9 protein-coding genes and 1 pseudogene are annotated in these 14,175 nt (G+C 29.5%); 7 read left to right on the plus strand and 3 right to left on the minus strand.

Annotated elements, in window-relative coordinates:
• Positions 1–117: 117 nt before the first annotated feature.
• Positions 118–1,389 carry an adenylosuccinate synthase gene (locus ACTG3V_RS04360; RefSeq protein ID WP_439130918.1) on the plus strand — a complete coding sequence of 424 codons (1,272 nt, stop codon included), beginning with the start codon at positions 118–120 and terminating at the stop codon, positions 1,387–1,389.
• Positions 1,390–1,466: 77 nt separating this feature from the next.
• Here ACTG3V_RS04360 and ACTG3V_RS04365 read toward each other — a convergent pair whose 3' ends face one another.
• A complete protein-coding gene (locus ACTG3V_RS04365; RefSeq protein ID WP_439130919.1) occupies positions 1,467–3,263 on the minus strand; it encodes a hypothetical protein in 1,797 nt (598 codons plus the stop codon).
• A 286-nt stretch (positions 3,264–3,549) separates the two neighbouring features.
• Between ACTG3V_RS04365 and ACTG3V_RS04370 the strand changes: the two genes are divergently transcribed.
• The 4 genes from ACTG3V_RS04370 (at position 3,550) to ttcA (ending at position 7,989) form a co-directional block, all read left to right on the plus strand.
• Entirely contained in the window at positions 3,550–4,275 is a 726-nt protein-coding gene (locus ACTG3V_RS04370; RefSeq protein WP_439130920.1) for a DUF542 domain-containing protein, read from the plus strand.
• Positions 4,276–4,341: 66 nt separating this feature from the next.
• Complete coding sequence (locus tag ACTG3V_RS04375; RefSeq protein WP_439130921.1) at positions 4,342–5,985, plus strand: OstA-like protein; 1,644 nt, start codon at positions 4,342–4,344, stop codon at positions 5,983–5,985.
• A gap of 2 nt (positions 5,986–5,987) precedes the next feature.
• Complete coding sequence (locus ACTG3V_RS04380) at positions 5,988–7,166, plus strand: aspartate aminotransferase family protein (RefSeq protein WP_439130922.1); 1,179 nt, start codon at positions 5,988–5,990, stop codon at positions 7,164–7,166.
• A 49-nt stretch (positions 7,167–7,215) separates the two neighbouring features.
• Positions 7,216–7,989, plus strand: coding sequence for a tRNA 2-thiocytidine(32) synthetase TtcA (ttcA, locus tag ACTG3V_RS04385; protein ID WP_439130923.1), 774 nt, complete (start codon positions 7,216–7,218; stop codon positions 7,987–7,989).
• A gap of 21 nt (positions 7,990–8,010) precedes the next feature.
• Here the strand turns inward: ttcA and msrA are convergent, their stop codons facing one another.
• On the minus strand, positions 8,011–8,685 hold the full coding sequence (msrA, locus tag ACTG3V_RS04390) for a peptide-methionine (S)-S-oxide reductase MsrA (RefSeq protein ID WP_439130924.1): 675 nt from the start codon (positions 8,683–8,685) through the stop codon (positions 8,011–8,013).
• Positions 8,686–8,910: 225 nt separating this feature from the next.
• On the opposite strand from msrA, the pseudogene dnaX reads away from it, so the two are divergent.
• Both dnaX and ACTG3V_RS04400 read left to right on the plus strand, forming a co-directional pair.
• Positions 8,911–10,600 (plus strand): annotated as a pseudogene (gene dnaX, locus ACTG3V_RS04395) (DNA polymerase III subunit gamma/tau).
• 54 nt (positions 10,601–10,654) lie between these two features.
• Entirely contained in the window at positions 10,655–12,304 is a 1,650-nt protein-coding gene (locus tag ACTG3V_RS04400) for a MutS-related protein (RefSeq protein WP_439130925.1), read from the plus strand.
• A gap of 15 nt (positions 12,305–12,319) precedes the next feature.
• Here ACTG3V_RS04400 and ACTG3V_RS04405 read toward each other — a convergent pair whose 3' ends face one another.
• Complete coding sequence (locus ACTG3V_RS04405) at positions 12,320–14,173, minus strand: cation:proton antiporter (RefSeq protein WP_439130926.1); 1,854 nt, start codon at positions 14,171–14,173, stop codon at positions 12,320–12,322.
• Positions 14,174–14,175: the final 2 nt, after the last annotated feature.

The following is a 14,175-nucleotide window of genomic DNA, read 5'->3' on the forward strand; positions in this document are numbered from 1 at the left end:
TATTGACATTCATAATCATTCACTTTATTTTTACGGAACTAAAAAGAAAAAATAATTTAGTTTTCACAGACTTTACAATACAACAAACAACACAAAAACAACAAATTAACACAACTAATGGCTGTAGATTTATTATTAGGATTGCAATGGGGAGATGAAGGGAAAGGTAAAATTGTAGATGTTTTAACCAAAAATTACGACATCATTGCACGCTTTCAAGGTGGCCCAAATGCAGGACACACTTTAATTTTTGATGGACATAAACATGTTTTACACACAATCCCATCAGGTATTTTTCATAAAACCGCATTAAATGTTGTTGGTAATGGAGTAGTTATTGACCCTGTAATCTTTAAAAAAGAATTAGAAAATTTAGACAAACACAACATAGATTATACTTCTAAATTATTAATTTCTAGAAAAGCGCATTTAATTTTACCAACACACAGGTTATTAGATGCAGCATCTGAAACATCTAAAGGTAAAGCAAAAATAGGTTCTACATTAAAAGGAATTGGCCCAACATATATGGACAAGACTGGTAGAAACGGAATGCGAGTTGGAGATTTAGAATTAGAAAACTGGAAAGATAAATACGATGCTTTAACTGAAAAGCATATTAAAATGTTAGAGTTTTTTGATGTTCAAATTGAATATAACTTACAAGAATTAGAGGCTGAATTTAAAAAAGGAATTGATAAATTAAAAACTCTTGAATTTATTGATAGTGAGGAATTTTTAAATCAGGCAATAAAAGATAAAAAAACTATTTTGGCAGAAGGTGCTCAAGGATCTTTATTAGATATTGATTTTGGTACGTACCCATTTGTAACTTCTTCTAACACAACTGCTGCAGGTGCATGTACTGGTTTAGGAGTTGCACCAAACAGAATTGGTGATGTTTTTGGAATTTTTAAAGCATACACAACTCGTGTTGGTTCTGGACCTTTTCCTACAGAATTGTTTGATAAAGATGGAGAAACTATGGCAAGTGTTGGGCATGAGTTTGGTGCTACAACTGGAAGACCAAGAAGATGTGGTTGGTTAGATTTAGTAGCCTTAAAATATGCTGTTGATGTTAATGGTGTAACACAATTAATGATGATGAAAGGTGATGTACTTTCTGGGTTTAATACCTTAAAAGTTTGTACTTCTTACAATTATAAAGGAGAAGAAATAACGCATTTACCATACAATATAGAACCTGAAAATGTATCTGTAAATTATACTGAATTTGATGGTTGGGAAGATGATTTAACAAAAATGACTTCTGCTGATGAGCTACCTAAAAATCTATTAGATTATGTAGCTTTTATAGAAAAAGAAACAGGTGTACCTGTAAAAATTGTTTCTGTAGGACCAGATAGAAAACAAACAATTACTAGATAGTATTGTTATTCTTATAAGACAAAAAAGCATCTTTTGAAAATTCAAAAGATGCTTTTTTATGTATTAGTAGACGACATTTAAATTTTATCGATCTCTAAACCAATATGTTGCAATTGTTTTTCTTTTAGTGCTAAAGTTTTCAATACACTTTCTTTTTTATCGTTAAATCGTTCTTGTTGTTTAGAAAATAAATCTGTGTAATAAGTTATTCCTTCTTTAAGATTTCTGCTAAATTTGGTCAAATATCGTTTTTGCTTTTTATCTAAAGTTGTTTTTACTTCATCAACCTTTTGTTCTAAATATTCAAAATACAAGTTTAATTCTTTAATAAACATATTAGGTCTGTTCGTTTGTGCAATAACATTATCTCTTCCGTAAATATGATCTGTCATATTTTTTAGGCTCATTATTTTTGAATAATATGCCATATTTGGACCAGGACAAACCGAAACTCCATCTCCCGTTTTTACAGTACTTGCCTTATTAATCAGTAAAGCTGAAGTACCCAAACCAACACAAATACAAGATTTCTCTACAATTTCGTTGTATTTTTTTAGTTGCTCTTCTTTCGAAATATCTTGTGTTTCTAAATCCTTTATTTTTAAATATTGATATTCTCTAGATGCAGTACACAAACCAGTTTCTTTAAACTCTTTATTTAAAGCAACAAATTTACTTGGGCAAGAGCTACCTGGTCTATTTTTATCAATATTTACTTGTTTTTCAGCATCTTTTGTATTTCCTTTTAAAGTATTAAAAGGCACTCCTAAAGGTGATGTATTGCTCAAATACAAATCGTCTTCTTTAGCTTTTGTTAGTTTTTCTAAAGTATCATGATCTACAGTAGTAGCTTCTGGCACTAATAAAAAAGGACTTCCCCAACCAACAGAATCAATATTATATTCTTCAATAAGAAATTTTTGTTCTTCCTCTGTACCTACTCCACCTTGAGCAGTAATTTTTAAATTTAAATCTGTATTAGGTATGGTTTTGTTTTCGAGCTTAAGGGTTTCATATACCAAATCTTGAATTTGATTTTTTAATTCACTTCGTTTTTCTTTAAATTCTTTTAAAACAGGCCCCATTAAAAAACCATCAGTTGCAAAAGCATGACCACCACAGTTTAAACCAGACTCAATTCTATATTCAGAAACCCACAAACCTTTTTTGGCCAAAATTTTACCTTGAATAAAAGCCGAACGATAATCGCTTACCTTTAAAATAATTTTCTTTTTTATAAAACCATTTTCATCAGGAAAAAAATCTTCAAAATTACTGATATATGAGTATAATCTAGAGTTTAAACCTGCAGAAAGTACCAAAGAAGAAGATAAATTACTTTGTGCGTAACCTCTAAGCGCTGCATGAGCATCATTATATTCTACTGGTAATTTTTCTTTATTATGGTAATTATCTTTATCAATTTTAGTCATGATGTTTACATCAATACTTCCCATGGTTAAGTTATTGTTTGCCCATTTCTTTAATTGGGCAACACTAAAATCTTTAGCCATTAAGGCTTGAAAATCTTTTTTAAGCATTGAATTTTCAGGCAGCATTTCTAAATAATCTTTTAATGCATCTGTAGTTTCTAGGGTTACATTTTTTAAAGAATTAAATTTTTTCTCAGTTTGTTTTTGAATAAAATTTAGGTAAGAAGTAATTCTTTTTGCTCTAAAATCATCTACTTTATTCGTAATTTCTGTGTATGGAATTTCAAATTTTTCACTATAAATTTTTCTTAACTTCTCTATTAAAATATCATCAACTAAAGAAATTACAGAATCTATACCATATTGTGCTACTTTTAAAGGAGAATCTATTGTAAAGCCAATCCCCATAACTGGGATATGGAATGTGTGTACCTTGTTCATTTTTTAATTTAATTGTTCAACTCGTTTTAAATTTTTCGCAATGTATTTATTATGATTTCATCAAAAAATGATTATTATCATAGTACAAAAAGTAACTTCTAAAATGATTTTATCTATCAGTAACTAGAAATTTTTAGAAATTAAAATTCGAAACCGCCAAAAACCAGTTTTTAAAGTAGATATAATAAAGATTCCTAAAGATAATGTAGCTGCTTTTTAACTGACTGATAAAAATCATATTATAAACTAATATTTATTGCAAACTTCGCATAAAATAAGAGATAGCATGATACATTTAGAAAATAAAACCGTTGGCAATATCGTAACCGAAAATGTAAATACTGCAAAGATTTTTCATAAATACAAAATTGATTTTGGTTTTCATGGAGATATTGAGCTTAAAAAGATTTGCAAAAAGAAAAAATTAAACATTGATAATTTAATTACGGAATTAAATTCAGTAAATCAAAATAAATTTTATCTCAAAGATTATAATCATTGGCAATTAAATTTACTCATTAGCTTTTTAATTGAAATTCATCACAATCATAAACAAGATGATATTTTATTGCTAAAAAAACTAGCCAATCAAGTTTATCATAAATATGGAAACATATTTGTAAGCACGCATCGTTTAATTGATACAGTAATTTCGGTTTCTGATGATTTATTGATGAAAATGAATTATGAAGAAACCATAATTTTTCCTCACATTAAAAAATTATTGGCTGTAAATTCAACATCAAAAAATAACGTTTCTATTTATCCTATATTGAATAGCAATATTTCGACAATTGAAAAACAACGCTCAATAATATCTAAAAAATTTAATTCGATTGTAAAGTTTACAAACGATTTTAAGTTGCCCGATAATGTTGATAAAACCTTTCATCTATTTTATCATAAATTAAAGAAGTTTCAATTATACCTTCAAGAGCATAATCATATCGAAAAAAACATATTATTACCTAAAGCATTAAAATTAGAAGAATCTTTAATACAGAAAAAATAAAATATTCACTTTTCTTTAATATCATACACTTATCTTTTCATTATTTTTGTGGCAAAACAACTACTTTTGAAAAGACTATTTTTCTTTTTTTTTACGTCCTCTTTTTTAATGTCATTTTCTCAAGAAAAATTGAATAATGATCAACAAAAAAAAAGAATTGAATACAAAGCAGAAATTCAGGAGGCTGATGAAGACAAATATCCTGGTGCAACTGTACTTATTGGTAATGTAAAAATGAAACATGCTGGCATAAATTTAACTTGCCAACAAGCTTTGTATTACCGAAAACAAAATTTCTTTAAAGCCATTGGTAATGTACTTATAAAACAAGGAGATACCATAACACAAACTAGCGATTATGCAGATTATGATGCTAACAACAAACAGGCACTTTCTTGGGGAAATGTAGTATTAACAGACCCAACAATGACACTGACTACAGATACTTTACAGTTTGATAGAATTAATCAAAAACTGTATTATCAAAGTTATGCCACCATTAAAGATGAAACCAATACCTTAAAAAGTAAAAACGGAAATTATTATCTAGAAAACAAGAAATTTACAGCAACAACAAGAGTAACCGTGGTTAACCCAGAGCATCATTTAGCTTCGAATCATTTAGATTATTATACCAATTCTGGATTAACTTATTTGTATGGACCATCGACCATAACAAACACCGAAAACGAAAATAAATTATACTCAGAAAAAGGCTTTTATAATACTAAAACCGATATTTCTCACTTTACAAAAAACGCAAAATTATTTTTAAACGAACGCACCATAGAAGGTGATAGTTTGTATTACGATAAAAAACGCGGTTTTGCCTCTGCCACAAATAATATTCAAGTTATAGATACAGTTCAAAATTTTGTTACTAGAGGTAATTATGCTGAGTTATTTGAGAAAAAAGATTCCTTGTACATCATTAAAAGAGCTGTTGCAATTTCTATTGTAGACAAAGATTCGATGTTTGTACATGGAGATACGTTATTGGTTACAGGAAAACCTGAAAAAAGAATAGTACGCACCTATCATAATGTAAAAATTTTTAAATCTGATTTACAAGGAAAATGCGATTCTATCCATACCAATCAAGTAACTGGCTACACCAAAATGTATAGAAACCCAGTGATTTGGTCTGATAAAAATCAAATTACTGGAGATAGTATTTACCTACAATCAAATGTTGAAACCGAAAAATTAGACTCACTAAAAGTATTTAACAATGCGTTTATTGTATCTAAAGACTCGTTATCAGAAAATGATTTTAACCAGATTAAAGGTAGAGATATGTTTGGTAAATTCTACAATAACAAACTAAAATTACTCCTAGTTAAAGGTAATGCAGAATCTGTATATTTTAATCGAAATGAAGAAACAAAAATACTAGAAACCATTACCAAAGAAATATCTAGCAATATTGAATTTACTTTAGAGGATGGCGAAATTCAATCTATAAAATACTTAAAAGAGTCTGATGGTAAAACGTATCCGCCATCAAAACTCCCTGAAGATGTTAGAAAATTAAAAGGATTTATTTGGCGAGAAAGTGAACAACCCAAACGCAAAGAAGATATTTTTATTAAAAATGATGAAAATACTGATGATAAAAAAGACGTACCTTTAAAAGATAAAGCATTACGCAAACCTAAAGCCATCTTAGATTCAAAAAAGAAGCCTAAACTTGCCACGAAAAAACAATAGTTTTGAAAACAGATTTCTTTAAATACCAAGCACAGACATCTCCTCATCCTCTTGCTATTGAAATTTCGCATGCCAAAGGTTCTTATATTTACGATGTTACTGGAAAAAAATATTTAGATTTTGTAGCTGGTGTATCTGCAAATAGCCTTGGACATAACCCAAAAAAGGTAACAGAGGCTATAAAAAATCAGTTAGATTCTTATGCACATGTCATGGTTTATGGGGAGTTTATTCAAAAACCTCAAGTAGATTTGTGCAAACTATTGGCTTCTACGCTGCCTGAAAATTTACAATCCGTTTATATTACAAACTCAGGAACAGAAGCAACAGAAGGTGCCTTAAAATTAGCCAAAAGAGTTACCAAAAGAGCAGAAATTATTGCCGCAAAAAACTCATATCATGGCAATACGCAAGGTGCTATGAGTGTTTCTGGGGTTGATAAACAAAACGCTGCATTTAGGCCTTTAATTCCTGGTAATAAATTTATTACCTTTAATTGTGAGTTTTGTTTACAACAAATTACAACCAAAACTGCTGCCGTAATTTTAGAAACTATTCAAGGTGGTGCTGGTTTTATAGAACCTTATAACAATTACTTAGCTAAAGTAAAAAAACGATGTGAAGAAGTTGGTGCATTGTTAATATTAGATGAAATACAAAGTGGCATTGGTAGAACAGGTACATTTTGGGGATTCGAAAATTATAATGTTGTTCCAGATATTATTATTACAGGTAAAGGTTTAGGAGGTGGTATGCCTATTGGCGCATTTATTGCTTCTTATAAATATATGAATTTACTAAAAGAGAATCCGAAATTAGGTCATATTTCTACATTTGCTGGGCATCCAGTAATTGCTGCTGCAGGGTTTGCAACTGCTACTGAAATTTTAGAAAAAGATTTACTTTCAGAAAGTCTTCGTAAAGAAAAAATTATACGAAAACATCTACAACACAAAGCCATTTTAGAAATTAGAGGAAAAGGTTTAATGTTAGCTGCCATGGTTGAAAGTGATGAATTGGCTGCAAAAATTATTTTTAAATGTTTAGACAAAGGGTTAATCTTATTTTTTCTCTTATTTGAAGGCAGAGCTATGAGAATTACGCCTCCTTTAACAATTTCTGATGATGAACTTATTGAGGGTTGTAACATCATTTTAAAAGCTATTGAAGAAGTTGGGTAATTCATCATTTTTACTTTTTTTATAACTGCAAACTGTTATTTTTGCAAAAATGGAACACATCAAAACAACTACAAAAAAATTACAGAAAGCAATAGCTAAGGCCATTCAAGAATTTAATATGATTGAAGAAGGCGATAAAATTATGGTGTGTTTATCTGGTGGAAAAGATAGTTACACGTTGTTAGATATGTTATTGTATTTTCAAAAAGTGGCTCCTATTTCTTTCGATGTAATTGCCGTTAATTTAGATCAAAAGCAACCAGGTTTCCCAGAAGAAGTTTTACCAAATTACCTTAGCAGTTTAAACGTAAACTATAAAATAATAGAAAAAAATACGTATAAAATTGTAATGGATAAAACTCCTGAAGGTAAGACTACCTGCAGTTTGTGTTCTCGTTTACGAAGAGGAACTTTATACGAAGCAGCAAAAGATTTAGGCTGCAACAAACTAGCTTTGGGTCATCATTTAAATGATATTTTAGAAACGTTTTTCTTAAATTTATTTTTTTCAGGAAAATTAGAGACCATGCCTCCAAAATTTAAAAATGATGCTGGAGATTTGGTTGTTTTAAGACCCTTAGCTTTTTGCAAAGAAAGCGACATTGAAACCTATGCAAATTTTAAAAATTATCCTATAATTCCTTGTAATTTATGTGGATCTCAGGAAAATTTACAGCGTAAAAAAGTAAAACAAATGATAACTGACTGGGAAACTGATTTCCCAAACAGAAATGCCATCATGATGAATGCTTTACAAAACGTATTTCCATCACATTTATTAGACAAAAACTTATTTGATTTTGAAGATTTGAGTATTAGTTAAAAGCATTCGTCTTTTAAAAAGCTAACGTTCCTCACCCTCTTTTAACAATTCTGGAAATTTACTTTTAAATTTATTTAATCTAGGAATAGAAACAGCCTTTACATAACCTTGATTTGGATTTCTCTTTTCAAAATCTTGATGATATGCTTCTGCCTTGTAAAATTTAGTATGCTTGGTAACCTCTGTTACAATTTTACCATCATAAACATCTCTATTTAATTGGGCAATCTTATTTTCTATGATTTGTTTTTCTGCATCAGTATCATAAAAAGCAATCGATCTATATTGCGTACCATAATCAGGATGTTGACCATTTTTTGTTGTAGGGTTATGAGAACCAAAAAATACAGTAACTAAAGTTTCAAAACTTACTTTTGTAGGGTTGTAATATACAGCAACCGTTTCTGCATGCCCAGTTGTTCCTGTACCTATAGATTGGTATGTTGGGTTTTTCGTTTGTCCACCTGCATACCCAGAAACAGCCTCCTCTACTCCTTTTACACTTTCAAAAATAGCTTCTACACACCAAAAACAACCACTTGCAAAATAAGCTACTTTTGTATCTTGACTTGGTTTATAAATACTTTTAACTTCATTGCTCTCTTTTTTCTCGTCTTTTTCTTTTTTAGAAAACCCTAAACAAGAAAACAAAGACATAAAAATGATAAATATGGATACTGATTTTGATAATTTCATATATTATTTCGTTTTTTAAAAGTTAAAAATTGCACCTCAAATCTGCATCCTATTTTCGGTGCAATTTTCGGAACTTTTAATTCGAACTAGATTATGAATTCGAACATTAAATAAGTCGTAAAATTACGAATCATTTTACAGATGTTTACAACTTTAGCATTTTGTTAAGAATTGAAGTTGTAGAAACCCAAACAGAATCTTATTTTTGTGAGATTAATTAGAACAATGGAGCATTTTATAGTATCAGCACGTAAATACAGACCTCAAAATTTTGAGGATGTTGTTGGGCAGCAAGCCATAACAAATACGTTGTTGAACGCTATACAAAACAATCATTTAGCGCAAGCACTTTTATTTACAGGGCCAAGAGGTGTAGGTAAAACCTCATGTGCTAGAATATTGGCAAAAAAAATAAATCAACAAGAAGCAAAGGTTTCTGATGATGAAGATTTTGCGTTTAATATTTTTGAGTTAGATGCTGCCTCTAACAATTCTGTTGATGACATTAGAAGTTTAACAGATCAAGTTCGTATACCTCCTCAAACTGGTAAATACAAAGTTTACATTATTGATGAGGTTCACATGTTGTCTCAAGCTGCTTTTAATGCTTTTTTAAAAACATTAGAAGAACCACCTGCTCATGCCATTTTTATTTTAGCAACTACAGAAAAGCATAAAATAATTCCTACTATTTTATCTCGCTGTCAAATTTTTGATTTTAAAAGAATTGGAGTTTTAGATGCCAAAAATTATTTAAAAACCATTTGCGAAAAAGAAAATATTACAGCCGAAGATGATGCTTTGCATATTATTGCACAAAAGGCAGATGGTGCTATGCGCGATGCCTTATCTATTTTTGATAGAGTAGTTAGTTTTTCTGGTAAAAATTTAACAAGACAAGCTGTAACTGAAAATTTAAATGTATTAGATTACGAAACGTATTTTAATATGACGAATTTATTGTTAGAGAATAAAATTCCTGAGGTTTTAAATGCGTTCAATACTATTTTAGGAAAAGGTTTTGAAGGGCATCATTTTATAAACGGATTAGCGAGCCATTTTAGAGATTTATTAGTAGCAAAAGATAAAGAAACGTTAGATTTACTTGAAGTTGGTGATGCAGCCAAAAAGAAATATTTAGAACAATCTACCAAAGCAAGTATTCCTTTTTTAATGCAAGCTATTGACAAGGCTAATGATTGCGATTTGAATTACAGAGCTAGTAAAAATCAGCGATTGGTGGTCGAATTAACTTTAATGCAGATTGCCTCTATCACTTTTGATGGAGAAAAAAAAAAAACCAGCTAACTACATAATTCCTGCTACATTTTTCCAAGCGCTTTCTCCTGTCAAAAAAAATGTGGTAAAACCTGTACAAAAAACGGTTATTACTAATCAACCTAAAAAAGTTGAAGCACCTAAACCGAAACTAAAAACTCCTATATTAAAAACTGCCCAAAGAAGAACCTCATCACTTTCTTTAAAAAGCATCCATCAGAAAAAAGAAATTAAAAAAACGCAGGTTGAAGAAAATTATGATAATCACCCAAAAGACAGTTTTACCGAAGAAAAATTACAAACCCTTTGGGCATCTTATGCAAGTTTACTTCAAAAAAAAGGACAACGAAGCATGGCTTCAATCGTTGCTACAGATGTACCCAAATTAGAAGAAAATTTTAAAATTTCTTTTTCTGTACCTAACAAATTAATGCTAGATCAGTTTCAAAAAGGAAGACCAAAATTATTAGGTTTTTTGAGAGAACAATTAAATAATTACGGTATAGAAATCATACTAAAATTAAACGAAAAGGTAGAAAAGAAGTTTGCGTACACCAATCAAGAAAAATTTCTTAAACTGAAAGAGAAAAATCCTTTATTAGAAAAATTACGACAAACTTTTGAGTTAGATTTGTAACAAACTTAGAATTTAGACTACTTATTTTAGCTTAGTAATAAACAAAACTAACTTATGAATTACTTTTTAGGAATTGCTTTTATTGCGGTTATTTGGTTCTTAATTAGTAATGAAGTCAAAAAAAAGAAGCGTAAAAAATTTAAAGCAACTCTTTTTGAAAATTGGGGTAAATACCAAAAAAAAGCATATTACAATTTTTTTGTAATTGGTAAATATTTTAACAATAATATTCATAAAGAAGAAGCGTTTCACATTATATCTGAAAAAAGCAAAAACGATTTTGATATTGATGAAATCTTTCAATTATTAGACAGAACTTGTTCTAAAATTGGGCAACAATATTTGTACTTTAAATTAAGAACTATTGATTCTTTACAAAATTTACTAAAATTTGATGAACTTGTTACTCTATTTCAAAAAGACAAAGTACTCAGCATCAACTGCCAAATACAACTATCTACATTAAATAATAATGATGCTTATTATTTGGAAGAATTGATAAACGGTAAACAATTAGAAAAGCCCACATACTTGTGGTTAATTAAACTGCTTACGATTTTGTCTATTTTATCGATAGGTTTATCATTTTATCATCCTGCTTTTGGACTTTTGTTGATTCCTATTGGAGCCACAAATATGGTATTTCACTATAAAAACAAACATAGTGTAAGTTATTATTTAAATGGTGTTACACAATTGTCTAAAGCTTTAAAAGTTAGTGAGAAACTCATTAAAAATGAAAAAATCAAACAACATTTTACAGATGTATCATTCATTGGGCGCATTAAATCCATCAAATATAAAACCGAATTTATTTCTTTTGAAAAAAACATAAGCAACGAATTTTTATTTGCAATCTGGTTTGTTTTTGAACTTATTAAAGCATTATTTAATATAGAATATTTGATGTTTAATAGCTTTTTAAACTCCATTACTAAAGAAAAAGGAAATATAGAAAAATTGTTTCTTTTTATTGGTGAAATTGACACTGCTATTTCTACAGCTTCCCTAAAATCAGGAAATTTAAATATTTGTACACCAAGTTTTACTAATGATTTTAGTTTTAAGGCCGAAGAAATACATCATCCTTTAATAGATGATTGCATTGAAAATACTCTAAATTTAAAAAGTAAAAGCTTATTACTAACTGGCTCTAACATGTCTGGTAAAACTACCTTTATTAGAACTGTTGCCATAAACAGTATTTTGGCACAAACGCTACATATTTGCTTTGCAAAAAATTATTCAGCTCCTTTTTACAAACTTTATTCTTCTATTCAAATTTCGGATAATTTATTAGATCAAACAAGCTATTATTTACAAGAAGTATTGACCGTAAAAGAATTAATTGAAGCCTCAAAACAAACTACACCTTGTTTATTTGTGCTCGATGAAATTTTTAAAGGCACTAATACTATAGAAAGAATTTCTGGTGGGAAAGCAATACTTTCTTACCTCAACAAAAAACAGCATACAGTTTTAGTTTCCACGCACGACATTGAACTTACAGCGCTTTTACAAAAAGAAAATTACGAATTATACCACTTTAGCGAACACATAAATAATAACGAACTTATTTTTGATCACAAATTAAAGTCAGGAAAGCTAAAAACCCGAAACGCAATTAAAATTTTAGAAATTTATAATTATCCAAAAGAAGTAGTCAAAAATGCTAAACAGATAGAAAACAATTATTTTTCTTGATTTTTGAGTTTTAAATTAAACCTCATCTGCAACAATTTTTTCTTTGTAAGAATTGCTAATTTCTTTACCTAAGTAAGATAATACCAAGTTTTTCTTTTCCATTTTTTCTTTTTCAACCTCTGCAATTAAGTACAAACCTTTTTCATTTTCAATAAACAAAGGAATCGATTTTTCTTCTTTAGCTAATAAAGCTAAAATAGCATCATACTCTTTTTCGTTATTAATTTTAACTTCCTTAATGGTTGGGTTTTCTCTAAACGCCTCACTTAAATTAATATAATCATCATTAGGCGTAAAAAAACCTAAACGCTCTTTTTCTTTAGCATTAACAACCTCTAAAGAAGAAGCCAATCTAAAAGAACCATGCTCTCCAAAAATATCAGAAAATGTAGATAATGCATATTTATTTACGGCATCGTTTCCTGTCATAGCAATTAAATAGCCCACATCACTCAACTCTATATTGCTGCCCAAATCATCATCATAAATATTTACTGCAATCGCCTCAAAATCATCTTCTTGCGCTTGATCAATAAAGTTTTTATTAGAATCTATCAAAACCACTCTTTTCCCTTTATCTCTTAAATATGAAGCAATTAATCTTGATGGATTAGAAGCACCAACAATTAAAATTGCATTTGAACTCTTTAAAAAAACACCCACCATTTTAGAAAATAATCTTGCTGTTGTTGCATTTAACAAAACAGTACCTAACACAATCATAAACACTAAAGGTGTTATGTATTCTGCACCTTCAACACCTTGTTTTAACAGTTTACTACCAAATAAAGAGGCAATACCTGCTGCTACAATACCTCTTGGTCCTACCCAACTTATAAAAAGTTTTTCATTAAACTTCAATTTTGAGTTTAAGGTGCTTGCAAAAACGGCTAAAGGCCTTATTACAAAGACTACAATAGCAAATAAAGATGCTGTTTTCCATGTATAGAGCAACATTAAATCTTGCATATTAATATTTGCAGCAAGCAAAATAAATAAAATTGAGATGAGTAAAACACTCAAAGATTCTTTGAAGTATAGCAATTCTTTTATATTATTTAGTTTTCCATTTCCTAAAACCATACCCATAACTACTACTGCCAAAAGTCCAGATTCATGAGCAAACATTTCTGATTCTACAAAAACCAGCAAAACCGTAGATAAAGACACTACATTTAATAAATAATGTGGAATTAGTTTTTTGTTAACTGCATAAGCAAGTGCATGGGCAAAAGTAAAACCGAAAGTTGTACCAAAAAGTAGAATTTTACCAAATTCAATCAATGCAGTTTTGGTAAAACCACCACCACCACCAACACTAATAAATTCGAAAACCAATACAGCTACTAAAGCTCCAATTGGGTCTATTAAAATCCCTTCCCATTTTAAAACGGTAGAAATATCTCTTTTTAAAGGGATGTTTCTTAAAATTGGAGTAATTACAGTTGGCCCAGTAACAATAATTAAACCAGAAAAAAGAAAAGACAAATCCCAACTTAAATTAAATACGTAATGCGCAACTATACCTGCACCTAAAAAAGTTATCGCAGAACCTAAAGTGATTAATTTGGTTATTACTGGCCCTACGTGTTTAATTTCACTCCTTTTTAAAGTTAAACCACCTTCAAACAGAATAATACTTATGGCCAAAGACACAAAATAATACAAACTTTCACCTGGAAACAAGCCTTTTTCTCCATTCCAAACGGGTTCAATCCATTTTGTACCATCTTCACTCAAATAGGTTGCTGCAATTGGCCCAACTAATAAACCTACTAAAATTAAAGGCAATATAGCAGGGATTTTAAATTTCCAAGCCACCCATTGTGCCAATATTCCTAAAATAATAATTCCTGCTAATTCTAACATAG

Source organism: Polaribacter sp. (assembly GCF_965660385.1).
Taxonomy (GTDB): domain Bacteria; phylum Bacteroidota; class Bacteroidia; order Flavobacteriales; family Flavobacteriaceae; genus Polaribacter.